The organism is Pseudomonas abietaniphila, from assembly GCF_900100795.1.
Lineage (GTDB): Bacteria > Pseudomonadota > Gammaproteobacteria > Pseudomonadales > Pseudomonadaceae > Aquipseudomonas > Aquipseudomonas abietaniphila.
The window spans coordinates 204,193-227,242 of the sequence record NZ_FNCO01000004.1 but is presented as its reverse complement, the minus strand read 5'-3'; the positions used below and the strand labels follow the sequence as shown (position 1 = coordinate 227,242).

The window sequence follows — 23,050 nt, the reverse complement described above, 5'->3', positions numbered from 1 at the left end:
CGCTTGCTCTGGGCCGCACTCGGACGATCTGGCGCGAAGCGGCAGTAAAATCAGACGCCTTGGCCGTTTCAGGCATACCGCATTTACCGAATCCTCCACGACCGGCTACCCGATATTTCGTTGGACCCTGTGGACTATGAGCCGAATAGGTCGCATATTTGGCTCATATAATGAGCCGAATAGACGTTTTATTCGGCTCACTCTTCGCGAGGTTTCTGTGAGTCAGTCGTTGAAATGGATTTGGCAGCGTGCCAGATGGCCCGCTTTTACTTGGGATGCGCACACGTTGGCGCCTGTCTTGCGGGCTTGCACGCAGGCGCAGGGAAGGCTGATGGGCATGATGGGTGCCGCGGGGACTCATGCCAGTGCGCAGAGCGAACTGGATGCGTTGCTGCAGAACGTCATCACTTCGTCCGCTATTGAAGGCGAGCAATTGAACGTCGGGTCTGTGAGGTCATCTCTGGCGCGGCGGCTTGGCATCGAGAGTGATGAGCGGGTGACGCCTCGCAGCGAAGGCTTGGCTGAGCTGATGCTTGATGCCACACAGCAGCATCAGGCGCCGTTGACTTCAGAAAGACTGATGCGATGGCACAGTCTGCTTTTCCCTGACTCGTCGGCATTGCTCTCGAACAATATTCGGGTAGGGGTTCTGAGAGGATCCGAGCCCATGCAGGTGGTGTCGGGTCGGATTGACCGTCCGGTCGTTCATTTCGAAGCGCCGCCTCGCGAGGGGTTGGAGAAACGCATGGACGATTTCTTCTACTGGTTCAACAGCAGCCAGTTCGACACGACACTGGACCCACTGATACGAGCAGGTATCGCGCATTTCTGGTTCGTGACCTTACACCCTTTCGATGACGGAAATGGACGGTTGACGAGGGCGATCACCGACTTGGCACTGGCGCAGGGGGAAAATCAGGCTATTCGTTTTTATGCCATGTCGGCCGACATTCTTAATAGTCGGCAAGAGTATTACCGGATCCTTGAGGCCACTCAGTGTGGCGCACTGGACCTGACGCCATGGCTTTCGTGGTTCCTGCAAATCCTGCTTCACACACTTGATCAGGCGGTATTGCGGATTGATCGGGTGTTGGCCAACGCGCGGTTTTGGCAACAGCACAGGAAGGACGGCTTGTCCCTGGAGCAAATCAAGGTGCTCAACCGGTTGCTTAACGGCGATCTACTCGCTGAAAAAGCAGGGACTGGGTTCGAAGGCGGCATCAGTGCCGCGCAATATCAGGCCGTTGCCAAGGTCAGTAAGGCCACTGCCACCCGCCATCTGTCCGATCTCTTGGAAAAAGGCTGTTTGCAGAAGCTGCCAGGTGGAGGCCGTAGCACGCGATATCAGATCGCGAGATAAGGACAGCCGATTAATCATTACTCTAACCGTAACGATCCACGCCCCTGCTTGATTGATGCTTCAACCCTCAAGCTCCTAATGTGGTCCACGACAGCGAACTCGTGGAGTCAGCATGACTACAACAACGAAACTTGACCCGCGCTGGTCGCGTCGTCGCAGCGAAAAGCAGCGGCGGCTCGAGCTAGTGCGTTCCTTCGCCGATGGCGTTGTACTGCCCACCGACAAGATCGTCGCGGCACTGGAGGCGTTGATTGCGCCCGGTGACCGTGTGGTGCTTGAAGGTAACAACCAGAAGCAGGCGGATTTCCTCTCCCGTTCGCTGGTCAAGGCCGATCCCGGCAAGTTGCATGACCTGCACATGATCATGCCCAGCGTCGGACGTGCCGAACACCTGGATCTCTTCGAACGCGGCATCGCCCGCAAGCTCGATTTTTCTTTCGCGGGCACGCAAAGCCTGCGCATCAGCCAGTTGCTGGAAGACGGCCTGCTGGAAATCGGCGCGATTCACACCTACATCGAGCTGTATTCCCGCCTGCTGGTCGACCTGATTCCCAATGTCGTGCTGTCTGCCGGCTTTATGGCTGACCGCGCGGGCAACATCTACACCGGCGCCAGCACCGAGGACACGCCTGCCCTGATCGAACCTGCCGCGTTCAGCGACGGCATCGTGATCGTGCAGGTCAACCAGTTGGTGGACGACGTCAGCGACTTGCCGCGTGTGGACATCCCGGCATCGTGGGTCGACTTTGTGGTGGTCGCCGACAAGCCGTTCTACATCGAACCGCTGTTCACCCGCGACCCGCGCCACATCAAGCCCGTCCACGTACTGATGGCGATGATGGCGATTCGCGGGATCTACGAGAAACACAACGTTCAGTCGCTCAACCACGGCATCGGTTTCAACACCGCCGCCATCGAATTGATTCTGCCGACCTACGGCGAGTCCCTGGGTTTGAAGGGCAAAATTTGCCGCAACTGGACGCTCAATCCACACCCGACCCTGATTCCTGCCATTGAAAGCGGCTGGGTCGAAAGCGTGCATTGCTTCGGCACCGAACTGGGCATGGAAAACTACATCGCTGCCCGGCCCGACGTGTTCTTTACGGGGCGCGACGGCTCGATGCGGTCCAACCGCATGATGTGCCAGCTGGCGGGTCAGTACGCGGTGGACCTGTTCATCGGCGCCACGCTGCAAGTGGATGGCGACGGGCATTCTTCGACGGTCACCCGTGGGCGCCTCGCCGGTTTCGGCGGCGCACCGAACATGGGGCATGACCCGCGTGGTCGGCGTCACAGCACGCCCGCCTGGCTCGACATGCGCCAGCAGAACCCGGACACCGACGCGTACCTTGAGCGCGGCAAGAAGCTCGTGGTGCAGATGGTCGAAACCTTTCAGGAAGGCGGCAAGCCCACGTTCGTCGAGACACTGGACGCCGTCGAGGTGGCGAAGAAAAGTGGCATGCCGCTGGCGCCGATCATGGTCTACGGCGACGACGTGACTCATTTGCTCACCGAAGAAGGCATCGCTTACCTGTACAAGGCGCGCACGCTGGAAGAGCGTCAGGCGATGATCGCTGCGGTTGCGGGCGTCACCTCTATTGGCCTGCGCCACAACCCGAAAGACACCGCCCGTATGCGCCGTGAAGGGTTGATCGCGTTGCCCGAAGACCTTGGCATTCGTCGCACCGACGCCAGTCGCGAGCTGTTGGCCGCCAAAAGCATCGCCGAGCTGGTGGAGTGGTCCGGTGGTTTGTACAACCCGCCTGCGAAATTCAGGAGTTGGTGATGCGCGCACTCAACGTAGCGTTTGAAGCCTCTGCGCGATCCTTGCCGCTGGCTGAGCGACTGGCCGACCTCGCGGTGGATGCACTGATCGACGAGGCCGATCTGTCACCGAAACCGGCGTTGGTCGACCGACGCAGCAGCGGGGCGCACCAGGATCTTCATTTGGGATTGATGCACGCCTCGGCGCTTTCGTTGTGGCCTGCGTTCAAGGAAATGGCGGAGGTCGCCATTGAAATCGGCGAAATCGGCCAACCGCTGCGCGAGGCGATCGGGCGGATCGGCCGGGACGGCGAAGTCGCGATGATGCGCACCACCCAAGGCGTGAACACCCACCGTGGCGCGATCTGGGCACTGGGGTTGCTGGTCACCGCTGCGGCGCTCGATCCGTCTGATCTCTCAGCTGCAGGCCTTGGTTTGCGTGCGGGTTGCCTGGCGCTGATCGAGGATCGAAACCTGCCGGTTCAGCACAGCCACGGCGCCGAAGTCGCCCGTAAATACGGTGCAATGGGCGCGCGCGAACAAGCGCAGATGGGTTTCCCCGCAGTCACTCAAAAGGGGTTGCCGCAACTGCAACGCAGCCGCGCGACGGGCCATGGCGAACAGAATGCGCGGCTGGATGCGCTGCTGGCGATCATGACCACGCTGTCCGACACCTGCGTGCTGTACCGCGCGGGCGAACATGGCCTTTCCACCATGCAGCGCGGCGCGCAACGTGTGCTGGATGCCGGTGGCAGCGCGACCCTCAGTGGTCGGCGAGCCTTGCACGAACTGGATCAGCAATTGCTGAGCCTGAATGCCTCACCGGGTGGTGCCGCCGATTTGCTCGCTGCTTGCCTGTTTATCGATTGCCTTGAGCCTGCGCTCGGCGATGAAACGAGGAACGTCTGATCATGGAAACCTTGTCTTTTGAATTCCCCGCTGGCCAGCCTCCGCTGGGACGTGCACTGGTGGGTTGTGTCGGCTCCGGTGACCTTGAGGTGATGCTGGAACCCGGTCTGCCGGGCAAACTGACCATTCAGGTCGTCACGTCGGTGAACGGCAGTTCAGCCCGCTGGCAGCATCTTTTCGAGCGCATGTTCGACGGCCAGATGCCGCCGGCCATGAGCATCGACATCCACGACTTCGGTGCGACGCCCGGTGTCGTCCGGCTTCGGTTGGAGCAGGGCTTCGAGGAGATCGGTCATGACTGATAACGCCCACTTGTTGAAGCAGCACAGCTTTGTCGAACTCGGTGCGCGGCAGCGTGCACGCGCCCTGCTCGACGCAGGCAGTTTTCGGGAGCTGATCGATCCGTTCGCGCGAATGACGTCGCCCTGGTTACCCAAGCAAGGCGTGGTGCCCCAAGCCGACGACGGCGTGGTGATCGCCAAAGGTTCCATCGGCGGAAAGCCGGTGGTGGTGTGTGCCATCGAAGGCAACTTTCAAGGCGGCAGCATGGGCGAGGTCGGCGGCGCGAAAATGGCCGGCGCACTGGAGCTGGCGGCCGAGGATAACCGCAAAGGCATTCCGACCGCCGCGGTGTTGCTGCTGGAAACCGGCGGTGTGCGCCTGCAGGAAGCCAACCTCGGGCTCGCGGCCATCGCTGAAATTCATGCGGCGATCGTCGATCTGCGTCGCTATCAGCCGGTGATTGGCGTGGTGGCGGGCAGCGTCGGTTGCTTCGGCGGTATGTCCATCGCGGCGGGTTTGTGCAGTTATCTGGTCGTGACTCAGGAAGCGCGTCTGGGGCTGAACGGCCCGCAGGTGATCGAGCAGGAGGCGGGCATCGAAGAATACGATTCGCGCGACCGGCCTTTCATCTGGAGCATCACCGGCGGCGAGCAACGCTATGCCAGCGGCCTGGTGGATGCGTTCGTTGCCGATGACGTTGCCGCCGTTCAACAGCACGTCGAACACCTGCTGCACAAGGGCAAGCCCGAACAGGAGCGCAGCAGCCAGTACGCGCTGTTCCTGCAGCGTCTTGGTCAAGTGGACACAACGACGCAGATCGACCCCGCCGCTGTGCGCAGCCTGTATCAAGGAGAACAGCCATGAGCAGCTATTCGACCCGTGGTTTGAAGTGGTTCAACGCGCTGGCGGCCAATGCAGTTGAAGTGACGGGGCTGCCCACGTCCGTTAAAGCCGCCGACGGCACAATGGGCGATCAACCCGCGCGTTTTCTTGCGGTGGTTGCCGACCCGGATAACCGTTTTCCTCGCGCCCGCAACGGTGAGGTCGGGTTACTGGAAGGCTGGGGCCTGGCGCACGCCGTGGACACGGCTATCGAGCTGGATCGCCAGAGCGAGAATAAACGTGCTCTGATCGCAATCATCGACGTGCCGAGCCAGGCCTATGGGCGCCGTGAAGAAGCGTTAGGCATTCATCAGGCGCTGGCGGGTGCGGTGGACGCCTATGCCCGCGCACGTCTGGCGGGTCATCCGGTGATCGGGCTGTTGGTCGGCAAGGCGATGTCGGGTGCATTTCTCGCTCATGGTTATCAGGCGAACCGCCTGATCGCCCTGCGTGATCCGGGCGTGATGGTGCATGCGATGGGCAAGGCTTCGGCCGCTCGCGTGACGTTGCGTAGCGTCGAAGAACTGGAAAAGCTCGCCGCGAGCATCCCGCCCATGGCGTACGACATCGACAGCTACGCAGGCCTTGGATTGTTGTGGGAAACCCTGTCGGTGAGCCAGATCGAAGAGCCTTCGGCGGCGGATATCAGGGCGGTTCAGGAATGCCTGACGGCCGCGGTGAAAGACGCTCAGGCGGGAGGCAATGACCTGAGTTCGCGACTGGGCGCGCCGAACCGTTCGGCGTCGTCGAAAGTGCGCGAACTGCTGCGGGCGCAGTGGTAATGAACAGCTGCCTGCCGGTCTGGCCCCATGATTTGTTGTGGGGTTTGTCCGTGGCTGACGTGCCTGCCGATGCTCCCGCTTGGGTGACCGAGGTGGTTGGCGCGGGGCAGCCGGTGGTGGTGCGTCGGGCGAAGGTCGCCGAGGGGTGGGTGGCGGTGGGTGTGCGTGGTCATTCGCGCGATCAGCGTTATGCGATGGCCATGAGACTGACCGATATCACGCGCCGTGTTCGCCCTGAAGAGTTGCTCGAAGCGGCGGATATTCAGGCAGCCGACTGGCCCGCCGTGCGCGCGCTGAGGCACATTCGTCCGGTTTTGGACGCTGTGGGTTTGCCATGGGGCGTTGCAGGGAGCGTCGGGTTCGAACTGGCGTCTGGTACGGCGGTGCTGCATCAGGACAGCGATCTTGACCTGGTCCTGCGCACCTCAACGTTCTTCAGTCGTGAACAGGCTGCCGCACTGGTCGATGCGCTGGAAGGCGCGATGTGCCGAATCGACCTGCAACTGCAGACGCCCGCTGGCGCTGTGGCCTTGCGCGAATGGGCGGGCTCAGCGCGTCAGGTGTTGCTCAAGGCTGATGACGGCGCGCGCCTGGTCGACGATCCGTGGCAGTTACAGGAGCGTGCCGCATGAGCAGCTTCTGGGTGTTTCCAGGCCAAGGCGCCCAGCAGCCGGGCATGCTGCACACATTGCCCGCCGATCCGTTGGTGGGTGAGTGCCTGCGCGAAGCCAGCGATGCGCTCAACGAGGACGTGCTGGATCTGGATACGCCCGATGCGTTGCGTTCCACCCGTGCCGTTCAGCTGTGTTTGCTGATTGCCGGCGTCGCCTGTTCGAGGCTGCTCATGGCCCAGAACTGCGCACCGGATTACGTGGCCGGCCTGTCGATTGGCGCTTACCCGGCAGCGGTCATCGCCGGTGCGTTGAGCTTTTCCGACGCCGTGCGACTGGTGGCACTGCGCGGTGAATTGATGCAGAGCGCTTACCCGACGGGCTATGGCATGACGGCGTTGATCGGTCTGGATCAAACCACGGTCGAGCATCTGGTCTCGCAGGTACACAGCCCGGACACGCCGGTTTACCTGGCCAACATCAACGCCGACAACCAGTTCGTCATCGCCGGCAGCGATCAGGCGCTGGCCCGTGTCGCCGCCTTGGCTAAAGCGCAGGGCGCGGCGGCGGCCAAACGCCTGGCGGTCAGCGTGCCTTCGCACTGCGAGCTGTTGAGCGAGCCCGCGAAAACCCTGGCGCAGGCCTTTGCGCAGGTTTCGGTTCAGGTGCCGACCTTGAGGTACCTGAGCGGCAGCACGGCCCGCCCGGTACTCAATGCCGACAAATTGCGTGACGACCTCGCGTTCAACATGTGCCGGGTCATCGACTGGCGCAGCACCGTGCAGACCGCCTACGAGCGTGGCGCACGCCTGCACATCGAATTGCCGCCCGGCACCGTCCTCACGGGGCTGGCGCGGCGCGTCTTTGAACAAGGATCCGCAGTCGCCTTCCAGGGCGCCCGGCTGGATACGCTGAGCGCACTGTCGCGAGAGGAGGAACGTCGCCACCCATAACCGACTGCTGCTTTCGAAGGAACACAAAAACAACAACTTCGACGATGCAAATTGAGGGCAATAACAATGATTATTTATGGTGTCGCGTTTCTAGCATTCTGCACGCTGGTGGGTATATCAGTGGGCGAATACCTCGGCAAACTGATCGGCGTCCCAGCCAACGTCGGTGGTGTCGGTATTGCCATGCTGCTGCTGATCGGTTTCGGGAGCTGGCTGAGCAAGCGTGGTTATCTGGACAGCAAGACCGCTCAAGGCGTGGAGTTCTGGAGTGCGATCTATATCCCCATCGTGGTCGCCATGGCCGCGCAGCAAAATGTCTACGGTGCGTTGAAGGGTGGTCCGATGGCAATCATTGCCGGGACCCTGGCTGTCGTCATTTCCTTTCTATTGGTTCCGGTATTGACCCGTCTTGGTCAAAAAAAGCCTGAGGCCGATGTCGTTGTTCCTTCAACCAAGACCGTAGGGTGATCAGCATGTATGACGCCATTTTGAAAGCTATCAACGGCTACGGTCTGGTGAGTGGATTCGCGGTCATCGGCATCACCATGTGGGTGTCGTACTGGATCTCCAGCACGTTTACCAAAGGACGTCTGCACGGTTCGGCAATCGCCATCATTCTTGGACTTGCGCTGGCCTATGTCGGTGGCGCGGTCACTGGCGGGCAGAAAGGCATCGTCGATCTACCGTTGCTCTCGGGGATCGGGCTATTGGGCGGTGCGATGCTGCGTGATTTCGCCATCATCGCCACCGGTTTTGGCGTGAGCGTCAATGAGCTCAAGCGTGCAGGGTATGTCGGTGTGTTCTCGCTGTTCGTGGGCGTAGGGACGTCGTTTGTGGCCGGTGTCGGTGTGGCGATGGCGTTCGGTTACACCGACGCTGTGAGCATCACCACCATCGGTGCGGGCGCGGTTACCTATATCGTCGGTCCGGTGACCGGCGCTGCTATTGGTGCAAGCTCCGAAGTCATGGCGCTGTCGATCGCAGCGGGGTTGATCAAAGCCATCCTGGTGATGGTTGTGACGCCGTTCGTGGCGCCGATGATCGGTCTCAATAACCCGCGCAGCGCGGTGATCTTTGGTGGCCTGATGGGTACTTCCAGCGGTGTCGCGGGCGGTCTGGCGGCTACCGATCCGAAGCTTGTGCCCTATGGCTGCCTGACGGCGGCGTTTTACACCGCATTGGGCTGCTTGCTGGGGCCTTCGCTGTTGTTCCTGATCGTGCGCGGGATTTTGGGGTGATCTTGTTGGATCTATACGCACCCTGCTTTTGATGCTGGCCGACGGCCGTAGCGCGCTTGCCCGCGATTGCGGTATGTCAGTCGACGGCAATGTTGGATGACAGACCGCATTCGCGGCCCTCGTAACCTCGGACTGCTCCTACAGGGAGCGCGGCGTTCCGAAGACTTGGGGACGACGCTGACACTGTAGGAGCGCGCTTGCCCGGGATTGCGGTATGTCAGCCGCCGGCAATGCTGGATGACAGACCGCATTCGCGGCCCTCGTAACCTCGGACTGCTCCTACAGGGAGCGCGGCGTTCCGAAGACTTGGGGACGACGCTGACACTGTAGGAGCGCGCTTGCTCGCGATTGCGGTATGTCAGTCGACGGCAATGCTGAATGACAGACCGCATTCGCGGCCCTCGTAACCTCGGACTGCTCCTACAGGGAGCGCGGCGTTCCGAAGATTTGCGGACGAAGTTGACACTGTGGAGCGTGCCCGCGATTGCGGTATGTCGGTCGACGGCAATGCTAAATGACAGACCGCATTCGCGGCCCTCGTAACCTCGGACTGCTACTACAGGGAGCGCGGCGTTCCGAAGACTTGGGGATGACGCTGACACTGTAGGAGCGCGCTTGCCTGCGATTGCGGTATGTCAGCCGACGGCGATGCTGAATGACAGACCGCGTTCGCGGCCCTCGTAACCTCGGACTGCCTACAGGGAGCTCGGCGTTCCGAAGACTTGGGGGCGACGCTGACACTGTAGGAGCGCGCTTGGTCTGGGCGGCATTCCGACGAATGCGGTGGGTCATCGACCATCCACCAGGAACGCGTTAAACCTGCTCCAACCGGTTCGAATACATTCGGCACTCGGCCAACAGTGCCAGCAGGTTCGGATCACGCTCGCGGGCTTTGAGGAACACAAGGCCGATGTGCTGCTGCATGCGATACCTCGCCTGCAGCGGTATCAGGCGCACGCGGTTCTCGTAGACGGCCGCGATTCTCCCCGGCAGCAGGGCGTAGCCCACGCCTGAGCTGACCATACTCAACAGCGTGAAGATGTCGTTCACCTGCATCGCCACTTTCGGTTCGAACCCTGCCTGTTGAAACACTCGTGCGCCGTCACGGTGGGTGGCGAAGCCTTGGGTCAGCGTGATGAAGGTGGCCTCGCGCAGGTCGCTCAGGTCGACCTCGCTTTGTTGGGCGAAGGGCGAATCGGCCGGCGTGGCCAGGAAGATATCGTCAGAGAAAAGCGCCAGTTGCTCGCAATCCGGATCGTTCACGCTCTCGTTGAGTGACACCAGAATGGCGTCGACTTCCATGTTCTTCAGCTTGTAGAACAGGTCGATGTTCGAGCCCAGAATCAAATCGATATTAAGCTCGCTGCGGCGGATCTTCAGGCCCATGATCAGCTGCGGCACGGTCTTGACCGTCAGCGAGTACAACGCCCCGAGTTTGAACCGCGCCGCGGAGAATCCAGCGGCCGCGCGGGTTTGTTCGACCGTACTCAGCACATCCTGCACCAGCTTCTGCGCGCGCTCTTCCAGCACGTAGGCGCTTTCCATCGGCGTCAGGTTGCGGCCTTCATGCTTGAACAGCGGACAGCGCAACGCGCTTTCCAGCGAGTGAATCGCCCGATGAACGCTGACGGTGCTGGTCTGCAGTTCTGCGGCCGCACGCGCCAGATTGCCGGTGCGCATGAAGGCCAGGAAGATTTCCAGCTTCTTGAGGGTCAGCTCTTCGTCGATCTGCATCGTGTCGTTCCCGGAACGCTTTCTTGTTCTTCGAGCGCCCGATTGTGCCGAAGTCGTCGGGAGCTGGCTGCATTAAATTCTCGTCAAGGCTGACACATGCATTGCGCTTTGGCGTCATAAGCGGGAGCCTTACAGGCTGTCGTGCAACTGAGAGAGGTTTGATACGGATGTACTACGGAGAAAAATTCAACGCCTGGACCCACCTCGTGGGCGCGGTACTGGCGTCGATCGGCGCGGTCTGGCTGCTGGTGATCGCGAGTCTGACCGGCGATGTGTGGAAAATCGTCAGTGTTGCGGTGTACGGCGTGGCGCTGGTGCTGTTGTACAGCGCCTCGACGGTTTATCACAGCGTGCGTGGCCGGGCGAAGGTGATCATGCAGAAGGTCGATCACTTTTCGATCTATTTGCTGATTGCAGGCAGCTACACACCCTTCTGTCTGGTGACTTTGCGCGGGCCGTGGGGCTGGACGCTGTTCGGGATTGTCTGGGGCCTGGCGGTGATCGGCATGCTTCAGGAGATCAAGCCGCGTTCTGAGGCGCGAGTGATGTCCATCGTGATCTACGCGGTGATGGGCTGGATCGTGCTCGTGGCCGTCAAGCCGCTGATGGCCGCGCTGGGGACGGCCGGGTTTACCTGGCTGGCGTTGGGCGGCGTGCTCTATACCGTCGGCATCATCTTCTTCGCGTACGACAAACGTTTCCGCCACTGGCACGGCATCTGGCACTTGTTCGTCATTGCCGGAAGCTTGCTGCATTTTGTGGCGATCATGGGGTATGTGCTTTAGCGGGGTTCTTGCTCCTGCACTGTACGCCCCAACCCATCGGAACGCCGCGATCCCTGTCTGCCGATATCCATGCGCTGCATCAGTGCATGGAAGCCTGCGCGCTCATCGTTCATTTTCTGCACACCCACAGCCGGTAAGCGTTGCCGAGCGCGCACCAAACCAGAATCGTTTCGCACCCGATTGAAGCATTTAATTCATTTATTTTATTTGTTGAATTATTTGATTCGTCATCCTAGTCTGATCCTCGAAACGCCGAGTGAAGTGGTGAGGCGGCCTTCTTGAACTGACTGATTAATCGGGGAGCAAGACATGAACGTGAAAGTACTGTTAGGCATGGCCGTGGCAACTGCATTTTCCGCTTCTACCTGGGCTGCGGACTGGACTGTCGGCGCCAACGTCGGCAACGTGCCGTGGGAGTTTCAGGACGCGAAAGGCGAGATTGTCGGCTTTGAAGTCGATGTCGTGAAGGAAGTCGCCAAACGTGCAGGCAAAACCGTCGAGTTCGTCAATATTCCGTTCAACGGCCTGTTCAGCGCTGTGCAGTCCAAGCGTGCGGACATCGCCATTTCCTCGATCACCATTACCCCCAAACGCCTTGAGTCGGTCGGCTTCGCCCAGCCGTACTACGACAGTGACCAGTCGCTGTCGGTCCTGACCAAATCCGGCATCACAGGCCTCAAGGACATGGATGGCAAGGTGGTCGGCGTCGACACCGGCTCCACCGGCGACATGTGGGTGAACGCGCATCAGGCCGAGTACAAGTTCAAGGAAGTGTCCCGCTACGAAGGCCTTTCACCGGCCATGCTCGACCTCGCGTCGGGCCGTATGGACGGCTACATCAGCGATATCCCGGCGGTCCTGTACTACATCAAGGACAAGCCGCAGTACAAAGTGGTCGCGCGTATTCCGACCGGCGAAAAGTACTCGCTGATGCACGCCAAAGGCTGGGAATCGGCGACGCAGGTCAACGACATCATCTCCGCCATGAAGAAGGAAGGCGTGATCGAGGGGCTGCACAAGAAGTGGTTCGGGGCTGACGCTGACCCGGAATCCAGCACCGTCAAAGTGGTTGATGTCCTCAAGTAATGCCTGACTGCTCACCCCACGCCAGCCGCTGCCCGCTATCAAGGAATCGCAATGGAGTTGTTACAGACTTTCTTCAACTGGAGCGTGTTTGTCGATGCGCTGCCGCTGATGCTGCGCGGCCTGGGCGTGACAGTGATGCTAGGCGTGGTCAGCATCATTCTCGGCCTGGTCGGCGGGTTGATGCTGGCGATGCTGCGTCTTTACGCCTTCGCACCCATTCGCTTTCTGGCGCGGGTCTACATCGATGTGCTGCGCTCGATCCCGCTGCTGGTTCTGCTCGTACTGATTTACTACGCGCTGCCATTCGTGGGCATTCGTCTTTCGTCGTTCGCGGCGGCCACGGCAGCGCTTTCGCTGGTCTCCTGCGCTTATTCGGCAGAGATCTTCCGCTCCGGCATCGAAGCCATCCCGCGAGGACAGTTTGAAGCGTCAGCCTCCCAGGGCATGAGTTTCTTCAACACCATGCGCGACATCATCCTGCCCCAGGCGATGCGCATCGTCATGCCGCCCATGACCAGCAACTGCATCAACGTCATGAAAGACACCGCGCTGGCCTCGGTGGTGGCGATGCCGGATCTGCTCAAGCAAGCCACGCAGGCTCAGGCGCTGGCGGCCAACCCCACGCCTCTGGTGGGCGCTGCCGTCATGTACCTGCTGTTGCTGCTGCCATTGGTGCAACTGGTGAGCTGGATCGAGCGACGCAACAGCTCGGGGAGAAAAAACGCATGAGTACCGTCATCGAAATCGAACGTGTGGACAAGTTCTACGGGCCGTTTCAGGCGTTGAGCGACATCAACCTGACGGTCGATCAGGGCGAAGTGGTGGTGATTCTCGGACCTTCCGGTTCGGGTAAATCAACATTGATCCGCTGCATCAATCTGCTGGAGGAATACCAGAAGGGCGACATCCGCGTGGCCAGCCAGCGGGTCGAAAACGGTCCGAAACTGGCAAGCATTCGCTGCGAAGTCGGCATGGTTTTCCAGAATTTCAATTTGTACCCACACCTTACTGTGCTCGCCAACGTCGCGCTGGCGCCGGTACGTGTGCGGGGCATGTCGCGCCGTGACGCCAACGAGCGCGCTCGCCTGTTGCTGGAAAAGGTCGGCATGGGCGCCCACGCCGCGAAATACCCGGGACAACTGTCCGGCGGCCAGCAGCAACGTGTCGCCATCGCCCGCACCATGGCCATGGAGCCGCGCGTGATTCTGTTCGACGAACCCACTTCAGCGCTCGATCCCGAGATGGTGGGCGAAGTGCTGGACGTGATGCAGAACCTCGCCCGTTCAGGCGTGACCATGGTCGTGGTGACCCATGAAATGGGCTTTGCGCGCAAGGTCGCCGACCGGGTGATCTTCATGGAAAACGGCCGAATCATCGAACAGAACAATCCGCACGATTTCTTCACGGCCCCGCAAGAGCCGAGAACCCGCGCGTTTTTGCAGGCCATCCTGCATCACTGATCAGACCTTGGAGAGCACTTCCTTGAATGCCCTGGACATCGATTACGTACGCAGTCAGTTTCCTGCCCTGAGCAGCGGTTACGCCTACCTGGACAACGCAGGCGGTTCCGCGGTGCTCAAGCCGGTCGCCGAGCGGATCACCGATTATTTGCTCAACAGCGCCGTGCAACTGGGTGCGTCCTACAGCGAGTCGGTGGAGGCCGGGGCGCGGGTGATGACGGCCCGCGAATCGGTGGCACAACTGATCAATGCCCGCTACCCGGAAGAGTGCGTGATGGGCGGGTCGACCACGCACCTGTTGCAGATCCTTTGCCGTGCCATCGCACCGTCGATTCAGCCGGGTGATGAAATCGTCGTCACCAACTGCGACCACGAGGCCAATATCGGGCCGTGGGTACGCCTCTGCGAAGAGCGCGGCGCCACACTGCGGGTGTGGGAAGTCAGCCCGGACAGCCTGGACCTGGAGCTCAACGACCTGGACGGCCTGCTCAGCGAGAAAACCCGTTACGTCGCCATGACGCATGCGTCGAACATCCTCGGCAGCGTCAATCCGGTCGCCGAGGTCGCGCGCAAGGTCCATGCCGTGGGCGGCAAGCTGTGTGTCGACGCCGTGGCCTACGCGCCCCATCGTCTGGTCGACGTGCAGGCCAGCGGCGCTGACTACTACGTGTTCAGTTTCTACAAAACCTTCGGCCCGCACTTCGCGGTGCTATGGGGCAAGCGCGAAGCGCTGCTGGAATTGCCCAGCCTCAACCACTTTTTCATTGGTCAGGACGTCATCCCCTACAAGCTGCAGCCGGGCAACCTCAACTACGAACTCTCTTATGGCTGTATCGGGATCAGCGATTACCTGATCGACATCGGCCAACGTCTGGGCGCCAGCGGCACGCCGCGTCAATTGATGCAGGCAGCGTTCGATGCCTTTGAAGTGCAAGAGGACCTGCTCGCCGAAACCCTGCTGGCGTTTCTGCGGGAAACCCCGGGCGTGCGCATCATCGGCAAATCCCGCGTGACCGATGGCGACCGTGTGCCAACCATCAGCTTCGTGGTTGACGGCGTTCAGTCCGAAGACATCGTGCGGCGTGTCGACAACCACCGTATGGGGATCCGGTTCGGTGACTTCTACGCGCGCCGACTGATCGAACAACTGGGCCTGACACGCCATGGCGGCGTGGTTCGTGTGTCGATCGCTCACTACAACAGCGTCGATGAGTTAAATCGTCTGGTAGAGCATCTGGCCCAGGCGATCACAGAACTGCGTCCATCCTGACTTTTATCGAGCCAACTTATGCCTGTACCTCAAACCCTCGCCGAGCTGCGCTCAGCCATCGTCGAACATCAGGAACGGCTGACCGCCCGCCAGCGAGATGCCGCGCATTACCTGAACGAACATCCCCACGATGTCGCGCTGAACACCGTCGCAGCCTTGGCGAAAATCTCGGGTATCCCGTCGTCTGCCTTTATTCGGTTGGCGCAAGCCTTGGGTTTCGGAGGGTTCAGCGACCTGCAGCGGCTGTTCAAGCAGCCTCTGCAACAGGCCGGGCAGGGCAGCTTCAAAGAGCGCATCCGCCACTACCGCGGTGAGCAATTGCTGGACGATCCGACGGATGTCGGCGCCATGCTCTCGGCGTTCAGCCGCGCCAACATTGTCTCGCTGGAACATTTAGCCGAGGGCGAGCAGGTCGAAGCCATCGAGAAAGCCATCGGATTGCTGCAAGAGGCGCGTACCACCTTCGTGGTCGGGATGCGTCGCTCGTTTCCAATGGCGGCCTACCTGAGCTATGCGCTCAGCCGTGTAGGACGCCGCGCCGTCCACATCAGCGGACTGGGTGGCAGCCTGCGTGAACAGGTCGGTGCGCTGCACAGCGATGACGTCCTGGTGGCGGTGAGCTTTCCGCCGTATGCGCAGGAAACCATCGACGCCTGCCAGCAGGCGATGGCGGCCGGGACGCCGATCGTGGCGATCACTGACAGCATTCTCAGCCCGGTCGGACAAAAAGCGTCGGTGATGATCGAGGTCAACGACGCCGAGTTGCTGGGCTTCCGCTCCCTGACGGCCGCGTTCTGTATTGCACAAACCCTGGCCATGGGCCTGGCGTTCCGCGAGGGACAGAACCTGGATGGACCGGGCCACGACGCATTGAAAAACATCGACTGCTAAGGCCTGGCCTGGCGGTTTTACCGACGGTTTGAACGTTGCAGGAGACGGGATCTATGGCTTTACCCCTTCGAGATCTGGTCGGCTATGGCCGGCAGCGCCCTCAAGGCACCTGGCCCAATGGTGCACGACTGGCGATCAACTTCGTCATCAACTACGAAGAAGGTTCTGAACGCTCGCTGGCCATGGGAGACCCCGATCAGGAGAGCATGACCGAGTGGGGCAGCTATCAGTTTCCCGAGGGCGTGCGCAACCTGGCGATGGAGTCGATGTACGAGTACGGCGCGCGCGTCGGCATCTGGCGCATCCTGGACATCCTGCAAAAGGCCAACGTCCCGGCCACGTTTCACGCCTGCGCCGTGGCGTTCGAACAGAACCCGGATGTCGCCAAAGCGGCCGTCGAGCTGGGCCATGAAATCTGCAGCCATGGCTATCGCTGGGAGGAGGTGTTTCGCCTGACCGAAGCCGAGGAACGCGAGCATATTCGCCTGGCGATCGAATCGTTCGAACGCACCTGTGGCAAGCGCCCGGTGGGCTGGTACTGCCGTTATGGCGCCAGTGTCCACACGCGGCGGCTGGTGGCCGAGGAGGGCGGCTTTCTCTATGACTCCGACGCCTACAACGACGACGTGCCGTATTTCGTCGACGTCGAGGGCAAGCAGCACCTGGTCGTGCCGTACACCAGCGACGTCAACGACTTTCGCTACTGGAACTCGCCGGGTCTGTCCCAGGCGTCCGACTTCCTTGAGTACATGCGAGAAAGTTTCGATGTGCTGTACGAAGAGGCGGCCGATGGCCTGCGCATGATGTCCATCGGGCTGCACCCGCGCATGGTCGGGCGTCCCGGACGCGTACGAGCGATCAAGCAGTTCATCGAGTACGCCCAGGCCCATGAAGGCGTGTGGTTCACCACCCGCGAAGAAATCGCCAAGGCCTGGCTCAGCCGCGCCTGAGGGAGAACACGACATGCAGGCTTTCGACCTGATCATCCGTAACGCCAACGTGGTCACCGCCGCAGACAGCTTCCTGTGCGACATCGGTGTACGCGGCGGGCGTATCGCTGCCCTCGGGCTGGACCTGCAGGACGCTGCGGATGAAGTCGATGCACGCGGCCGGACCGTGACGCCGGGCGGGGTGGACAGCCATGTGCACCTCGACCAGCCGACCGGTGACGGCTCGGTCATGGCTGACGATTTTGAAAGCGGCACCCGCTCGGCGGCGTGTGGCGGGACGACCACGGTGATTCCGTTTGCCTGCCAGCAGAGGGGGCAAAGTCTGCGCGCGGCTGTCGAGGACTACCACCGCCGCGCGGACGGTCGGGCCCTGATCGATTACGCATTTCACCTGATCGTCACCGATCCCACCGAAGACGTGTTGCGCCGAGAGCTGCCCGAACTGATCGCCGAGGGGTACACCTCGTTCAAGATCTACATGACCTACGACGCGCTGAAGCTCAACGACCGGGAGATTCTGGAAACCCTGTCGGTGGCGCGGGCTCATGGCGCGATGGTGATGCTGCACGCCGAAAACAGCGACTGTATTGCCTGGCTCACCGAGCGGTTGTTGGCCGCCGGGCACAGCGCGCCGCGCTATCACGCGACCTCACGGCCGATGCTGGTCGAGCGGGAAGCGACTCATCGGGCCATTGCGCTGGCGGAGCTGGTCGATGTGCCGATCCTCATCGTGCACGTGTCAGGCCGCGAAGCCATCGAGCAGATTCGCTGGGCGCAGAGCCAGGGCTTAAAGGTGTATGGCGAAACCTGTCCGCAGTATCTGTTTCTGACGGCGGATTCACTGGGCTGCGACGACAGTTTTGAAGGCGCGAAATGTATCTGCAGCCCGCCGCCGAGGGACGCGGGGAATCAACAGGTGATTTGGGACGGCTTGCAGAATGGCTCGTTCGAGGTGTTTTCTTCGGATCACGCGCCGTTTCGCTACGAGGGATCGGACGGCAAACGCGCCCACGGATCGGATGCTCCTTTTTCGGAGGTGGCCAACGGGATTCCCGGGATCGAAACGCGCATGGCGCTGTTGTGGTCGGAGGGCGTGCGCAAGGGGCGGATCAGCCCGCAGGAATTTGTCGCCCTGACAGCGACCAACGCCGCCAGGCTCTACGGTTTGTATCCGCGCAAAGGCAGCATTGCGATTGGTGCAGACGCCGATCTGGTGATCTGGGACGAGGGGCTGGATCTGGCGCTGAGCAACACGCTGCTCCACCACAACGTGGATTACACCCCGTATGAGGGTATGCGTTTGAGTGCCTGGCCCGCGATGACCTTCGCCCGAGGGGAGAAGGTCTGGGATGGTAGCGCGCTGGGCACGCCGGGGAGAGGGGAGTTCCTGCCCTGCGCGAGGCCAGAGCCTGCGAAAGCCCGGCGGCGGCAGTCGGAATTGCCGGAGTGATGCCTGGCATTCCAGCCATTTTTTCGAACGGTCCCGAAACCTGTGGGAGCGAATGTATTCGCGATTGGCCGGTACACCCAACATGTTTCTACCGGATGTACGTTCTTTCGCGAATGAATTCGCTCCCACAGCGTTGATCAGTGCAACGTTGAGCTAGAAGTCACCCCACAGCTGCTGCGCCACGCTCAACGCCACCACCGGTGCGGTTTCTGTGCGCAATACCCGAGGGCCGAGGCGGGCGGCGTGGAAGCCGGCGTCCTGAGCCTGATCGACTTCGGCGTCATTGAGCCCACCTTCCGGTCCGATCAGAAACGCCAGCGTCGCAGGCTTCTCATGGCTGACCAACGGCTCGGCCACCGGGTGCAGCACCAGCTTCAGATCGGCTTCAGTGTGTTTAAGCCAGTCCGCCAGCGTGACGGGTGGATTGACCACCGGCACCACAGAGCGCCCGCACTGCTCGCAGGCGCTGATCGCGATCTGCTGCCAATGGGCCTGACGTTTTTCGGCGCGTTCATCCTTGAGACGAACCTCGCAGCGTTCGCTGACGATCGGGGTGATCTGCGTGACGCCCAACTCGGTGGCTTTCTGAATCGCCCAGTCCATCCGCTCGCCGCGCGACAGGCCCTGGCCGAGATGGATTTGCAACGGCGACTCTGGCAGCCCCGCAAAGCTTTCGGCCACCTGAACGCGTACCCGCTTCTTGCCGACTTCTACCAATGTGGCGCGGAACTCCGTACCCGAGCCGTCGAACAGCTGCACCGCATCGCCTTCGGCCATGCGCAGTACCCGACCGATGTAATGCGCTTGGGCTTCGGGCAATTCGTGTTCACCGATGCTCAGGGTGGCGTCGATGAAAAAACGGGAGAGTCTCATGGTTGTTTCTCTGTGAATTCTTCAGGTACTGCGTATTTTCTCTGTGGGAGCGAATTCATTCGCGATGCGATCGTTCAGGCGAGGAAGATGTGTCGACTGAACGGGCGTCTCGCGAATGAATTCGCTCCCACAGGTTTAAGATTCTGATCGTTCCCACGCTCCGCGTGGTAATGCATCCCGTGGCGCTCAGCGCCTTACAGATGGACGCTGAGCGTCCAGACCGTCGCTTCCACGCAGAGCATGGGAACCATCAGCGTCTGTATTTCAATCAACCCGGATCACGAAAATCCGGGTGGAAGTTCTTTCTCACCGCCACGCTCACACTGCTGCGTGTCGCGATGTCGATGCCTTCGCTGGCCACTTCGGCCAGGAAGTCGATCTGCTCTGGCGTGATCACGTAAGGTGGCAAGAAATACACCACGCTGCCCAGCGGGCGCAGCAGCGCGCCACGGGTCAACGCATGCTCGAAGACTTTCAGGCCACGGCGTTCTTGCCACGGATAAGCCGTCTTGCTCGCTTTGTCCTGAACCATCTCGATCGCAACGGCCATGCCGGTCTGACGCACTTCCGCGACATTCGGATGATCCGCCAGATGCGCGGTCGCGGTTTTCATCCGCTGGGCCAGCGCCTTGTTGTTCTCGATGACGTTGTCCTGCTCGAAGATGTCCAGCGTCGCCAGGGCTGCGGCGCAGGCCAGCGGGTTGCCGGTGTAACTGTGCGAATGCAGGAAGGCGCGCAACGTCGGGTAGTCGTCATAGAACGCATCGTAGACGTCATCGGTGGTGATGCACGCCGCCAACGGCAGGTAGCCGCCGGTCAACGCCTTGGACAGACAGAGGAAGTCAGGCCGGATGCCCGCTTGCTCACAGGCGAACATGGTGCCTGTGCGACCGAAGCCGACCGCGATTTCGTCGTGAATCAGATGCACGCCGTAACGGTCGCAGGCCTCGCGCAGCAGCTTGAGGTAGATCGGGTCGTACATCCGCATGCCGCCCGCGCCCTGAATCAACGGCTCGATGATGACCGCCGCGACCGTGTCGTGGTTATCGGCCAGCGTCTGTTCCATGACCGCAAACATCGTGCGGGTGTGCTCTTCCCAGCTCACGCCGTCGGGGCGGTGGTAGCAGTCAGGGCTCGGCACCTTGATGGTGTCCAGCAGCAGCGCTTTGTAGGTCTCGGTGAACAACGGCACATCACCCACCGACATCGCCGCCACGGTTTCGCCGTGATAACTATTGGTCAGCGTGACGTAGCGTTTCTTGTTCGGCTTGCCGCGATTGAGCCAGTAGTGAAAGCTCATTTTCAGCGCGACTTCGATGCAGGACGACCCGTTATCGGCGTAAAAGCAACGCGTCAGCCCTTCAGGCGTCATCGCCACCAGGCGCTCGGACAGTTCGATCACCGGCTGATGACTGAAGCCGGCCAGGATCACGTGTTCCAGCTGATCGACCTGATCCTTGATGCGCTGGTTGATCCGCGGGTTGGCGTGGCCGAAGACGTTAACCCACCAGGAGCTGACCGCGTCGAGGTAACGCTTGCCTTCGAAGTCCTCCAGCCAGACGCCTTCCCCGCGCTTGATCGGGATCAGCGGCAGGTTTTCGTGGTCTTTCATCTGGGTGCAGGGATGCCACAGGACTTTAAGGTCGCGCTGCATCCACTGGTCGTTAAGGCCCATCGGTAATCTCCTGGTGACGACTCGCTCATCGCGAGGGCAAACAATCGCGCAAGCCTATGCAATGCGCCACGCAGGGACAACCTTTAGCGCATTCTTTCGCGCATGGCAGGCACCGGAAACGAGCCCGACGGACATTGCTGGCGGGCCTTTCACGGCTGGCGTATCCTTCGCGCTCTTTGAAGAATCGGACAACAAAATCCGACAATTCCCCTGTTTCATTCCGGAGTTTGCTGAATGCTTTCTGGTTGGCTGCGCGCCTGTGCGCTGGTGATGGTTGGGCTGGTCAGCGCTTCGGCGCTCGCCGTAGATAAGCCGCATACGGCGATTGTCGTCGGTGGCGGCCTGGCAGGCCTTACGGCGGCTTACGAGCTGCAAAACAAAGGCTGGCAAGTGACCTTGCTTGAAGCCAAACCGACCGTCGGCGGCCGTTCGGGCCTGGCGGGCAGCGAGTGGATCGGCAACGCCAAGGCGCAGCCGGTGCTCAATCAGTACCTGGATCGCTTCAAGCTCAAGCCTGTGCCCGCGCCCGAGTTCGTGCGTACACCGGGTTATCTGATCGAAGGCGAATATTTTTCTGCCGCGGATCTGGCGGCCAAGCAACCGGCCACCGCTGAAGCGATGAAGCGCTACGAAACGGCGCTGAACGACATGGCGCGTTCGATCACCGATCCGGAAAACCCGGCCGCCAACAGCACGCTGTTTGCGTTGGACCAGATCAACGTCGCCAACTGGCTGGACCGTCTGAACCTGCCACCGACCGCGCGTCAGTTGATCAATCAGCAGATTCGCACCCGTTACGACGAGCCTTCGCGTCTGTCGCTGTTGTATTTCGCGCAGCAATCGCGGGTCAATCTCAACGTCGACGACCGTGACCGTCGTGCAGCGCGCCTGCCAGGCGGCAGCGCGGTGCTGGCAGAAGAGTTCGTCAAACAACTGAAAGTGATCAAGACCAACTCGCCGGTGTCGGCCATCAACCAGGACAAGGACGGCGTGACCGTCAAAGTCGGGTCGGTGGGTTATCAGGCTGACTACGTGGTCTTGGCCGTGCCGCTGCGTGCACTGAGCAAGATCACGCTGACCCCGGCGCTGGATGCCCAGCATCAGGGCGCGATCAAGAGCACCAACTACGGCTGGCATGACCAGATCATGCTGAAGTTCAAGACGCCGGTCTGGGACAGCAAGGCGCGCATGTCGGGCGAAATCTACAGCAACACCGGTCTGGGCATGCTGTGGATCGAGCCTGCTCTGAAAGGCGGCGCCAACGCGGTGATCAACCTCGCGGGCGACAACGCGCGGATCATGCAGGCTTTCGGTGACAAGCAACTGGTGGATCAAGTGCTGATTCGTCTGCACGCGTTCTACCCGCAGGCACGCGGCGCGTTCACCGGCTACGAAATCCGTCGCTCCAGCGTCGATCCTTCCACCGGTGGCGCCTACCTGGCGTTTGGTCCGGGCCAGATCAGCAAATACTGGCGCTTGTGGGAACGGCCTCTGCAACGCGTAGCGTTTGCGGGCGAGCACACCGACAGCCTGTACCCGGGCACGCTGGAAGGCGCGCTGCGCACCGGTCAACGCGCCGCAAGTCAGGTTCAGGACCTGGCCGCTGGCAAGTCGTTCGAGCCAGTGAAGGTCGCTCCGCCGAAAGCACCTGAGCCTGCTGCGAAAGAAAGCGGCGGTGGTATTGGTGGTTTCTTCTCGAACATGTTCGGCGGGTCCAAGCTTGAGCCAAAACCGGCCGAAAAAGCGCCAGAGCCTGCTCCGGCACCTGCGCCAGCACCGGCTCCGGTTACGCCGCCGCCTGCTCCAGTGGTCGAGCCTGCCAAGCCTGCCGTTGTCGAGCCAGCGAAGAAGGCACCGGCGAAGAAAGAGTCGACCAAAAAAGAGCCTGTGAAAAAAGCCCCGGCCAAGCCAGCCACGACGCACAAGGCACCGGCCAAGACCGAGGCCACCAAGAAAGCGCCGGCCAAGCCTGCGACCGATAAGGCCGCAACGCCAGCGGCCCCGGCAGCAGACAGCAAGAACTGATAGCTCGACGCTGAAATGAGAAAGGCGCGGTCCGCAGACCGCGCTTTTTTTTCGTCTGGCGAATAACCGG

Annotated in this window: 22 protein-coding genes; 19 read left to right on the top strand and 3 right to left on the bottom strand. The window is 61.1% G+C overall.

The window, feature by feature from the left end:
• Positions 1-229: 229 nt before the first annotated feature.
• The 10 genes from BLS87_RS10205 to madM all read left to right on the top strand — a co-directional run bounded on the left by BLS87_RS10205 (position 230) and on the right by madM (position 8,781).
• On the top strand, positions 230-1,360 hold the full coding sequence (locus BLS87_RS10205; protein ID WP_425262215.1) for a Fic family protein: 1,131 nt from the start codon (positions 230-232) through the stop codon (positions 1,358-1,360).
• Between the two features lie 112 nt (positions 1,361-1,472).
• Entirely contained in the window at positions 1,473-3,146 is a 1,674-nt protein-coding gene (gene mdcA, locus BLS87_RS10200) for a malonate decarboxylase subunit alpha (RefSeq protein WP_074752367.1), read from the top strand.
• A complete protein-coding gene (locus tag BLS87_RS10195; RefSeq protein ID WP_074752366.1) occupies positions 3,146-4,033 on the top strand; it encodes a triphosphoribosyl-dephospho-CoA synthase in 888 nt (295 codons plus the stop codon). The genes mdcA and BLS87_RS10195 overlap by 1 nt, the downstream gene beginning before the upstream one ends.
• Positions 4,034-4,035: 2 nt before the next feature.
• A complete protein-coding gene (locus BLS87_RS10190; protein WP_074752365.1) occupies positions 4,036-4,335 on the top strand; it encodes a malonate decarboxylase subunit delta in 300 nt (99 codons plus the stop codon).
• Positions 4,328-5,179, top strand: coding sequence for a biotin-independent malonate decarboxylase subunit beta (locus tag BLS87_RS10185; RefSeq protein WP_074752364.1), 852 nt, complete (start codon positions 4,328-4,330; stop codon positions 5,177-5,179). Before BLS87_RS10190 ends, BLS87_RS10185 begins: the two co-directional genes overlap by 8 nt.
• Positions 5,176-5,979: a biotin-independent malonate decarboxylase subunit gamma gene (gene mdcE, locus BLS87_RS10180; protein ID WP_074752363.1), complete on the top strand. Its 804-nt coding sequence runs from the start codon at positions 5,176-5,178 to the stop codon at positions 5,977-5,979. Before BLS87_RS10185 ends, mdcE begins: the two co-directional genes overlap by 4 nt.
• Positions 5,973-6,611, top strand: coding sequence for a malonate decarboxylase holo-ACP synthase (locus BLS87_RS10175; RefSeq protein ID WP_074752362.1), 639 nt, complete (start codon positions 5,973-5,975; stop codon positions 6,609-6,611). The genes mdcE and BLS87_RS10175 overlap by 7 nt, the downstream gene beginning before the upstream one ends.
• Positions 6,608-7,543, top strand: a complete 936-nt coding sequence (gene mdcH / locus BLS87_RS10170) for a malonate decarboxylase subunit epsilon (protein ID WP_074752361.1) — start codon at positions 6,608-6,610, stop codon at positions 7,541-7,543. Before BLS87_RS10175 ends, mdcH begins: the two co-directional genes overlap by 4 nt.
• A gap of 66 nt (positions 7,544-7,609) precedes the next feature.
• Positions 7,610-8,011: a malonate transporter subunit MadL gene (madL, locus tag BLS87_RS10165; RefSeq protein ID WP_074752360.1), complete on the top strand. Its 402-nt coding sequence runs from the start codon at positions 7,610-7,612 to the stop codon at positions 8,009-8,011.
• Between the two features lie 5 nt (positions 8,012-8,016).
• Entirely contained in the window at positions 8,017-8,781 is a 765-nt protein-coding gene (madM, locus tag BLS87_RS10160) for a malonate transporter subunit MadM (RefSeq protein WP_074752528.1), read from the top strand.
• Positions 8,782-9,594: 813 nt separating this feature from the next.
• On the opposite strand, the gene BLS87_RS10155 is transcribed toward madM, so the two are convergent.
• Positions 9,595-10,515: a LysR family transcriptional regulator gene (locus BLS87_RS10155; RefSeq protein WP_074752359.1), complete on the bottom strand. Its 921-nt coding sequence runs from the start codon at positions 10,513-10,515 to the stop codon at positions 9,595-9,597.
• Positions 10,516-10,682: 167 nt separating this feature from the next.
• Here BLS87_RS10155 and trhA point away from each other — a divergent pair, with 167 nt between their 5' ends.
• The 8 genes from trhA (at position 10,683) to hydA (ending at position 18,407) form a co-directional block, all read left to right on the top strand.
• Entirely contained in the window at positions 10,683-11,300 is a 618-nt protein-coding gene (gene trhA / locus BLS87_RS10150; RefSeq protein WP_074752358.1) for a PAQR family membrane homeostasis protein TrhA, read from the top strand.
• 309 nt (positions 11,301-11,609) lie between these two features.
• On the top strand, positions 11,610-12,386 hold the full coding sequence (locus BLS87_RS10145; RefSeq protein ID WP_074752357.1) for a transporter substrate-binding domain-containing protein: 777 nt from the start codon (positions 11,610-11,612) through the stop codon (positions 12,384-12,386).
• A 51-nt stretch (positions 12,387-12,437) separates the two neighbouring features.
• On the top strand, positions 12,438-13,115 hold the full coding sequence (locus tag BLS87_RS10140; protein WP_074752356.1) for an amino acid ABC transporter permease: 678 nt from the start codon (positions 12,438-12,440) through the stop codon (positions 13,113-13,115).
• Positions 13,112-13,846: an amino acid ABC transporter ATP-binding protein gene (locus tag BLS87_RS10135; protein WP_074752355.1), complete on the top strand. Its 735-nt coding sequence runs from the start codon at positions 13,112-13,114 to the stop codon at positions 13,844-13,846. Before BLS87_RS10140 ends, BLS87_RS10135 begins: the two co-directional genes overlap by 4 nt.
• A 7-nt stretch (positions 13,847-13,853) precedes the next feature.
• Positions 13,854-15,116, top strand: a complete 1,263-nt coding sequence (locus BLS87_RS10130) for a cysteine desulfurase-like protein (protein WP_244165824.1) — start codon at positions 13,854-13,856, stop codon at positions 15,114-15,116.
• A gap of 18 nt (positions 15,117-15,134) precedes the next feature.
• A complete protein-coding gene (locus BLS87_RS10125) occupies positions 15,135-16,007 on the top strand; it encodes a MurR/RpiR family transcriptional regulator (RefSeq protein ID WP_074752353.1) in 873 nt (290 codons plus the stop codon).
• Positions 16,008-16,060: 53 nt separating this feature from the next.
• Complete coding sequence (locus BLS87_RS10120; protein ID WP_074752352.1) at positions 16,061-16,957, top strand: allantoinase PuuE; 897 nt, start codon at positions 16,061-16,063, stop codon at positions 16,955-16,957.
• 13 nt (positions 16,958-16,970) lie between these two features.
• Positions 16,971-18,407, top strand: a complete 1,437-nt coding sequence (gene hydA / locus BLS87_RS10115; protein ID WP_074752351.1) for a dihydropyrimidinase — start codon at positions 16,971-16,973, stop codon at positions 18,405-18,407.
• Positions 18,408-18,560: 153 nt separating this feature from the next.
• Here hydA and BLS87_RS10110 read toward each other — a convergent pair whose 3' ends face one another.
• A complete protein-coding gene (locus BLS87_RS10110) occupies positions 18,561-19,280 on the bottom strand; it encodes a 16S rRNA (uracil(1498)-N(3))-methyltransferase (RefSeq protein ID WP_074752350.1) in 720 nt (239 codons plus the stop codon).
• Positions 19,281-19,548: 268 nt separating this feature from the next.
• A complete protein-coding gene (locus tag BLS87_RS10105) occupies positions 19,549-20,955 on the bottom strand; it encodes an adenosylmethionine--8-amino-7-oxononanoate transaminase (RefSeq protein ID WP_074752349.1) in 1,407 nt (468 codons plus the stop codon).
• A 234-nt stretch (positions 20,956-21,189) separates the two neighbouring features.
• On the opposite strand from BLS87_RS10105, the gene BLS87_RS10100 reads away from it, so the two are divergent.
• Positions 21,190-22,980: an FAD-dependent oxidoreductase gene (locus BLS87_RS10100; RefSeq protein ID WP_074752348.1), complete on the top strand. Its 1,791-nt coding sequence runs from the start codon at positions 21,190-21,192 to the stop codon at positions 22,978-22,980.
• Positions 22,981-23,050 lie beyond the last annotated feature (70 nt).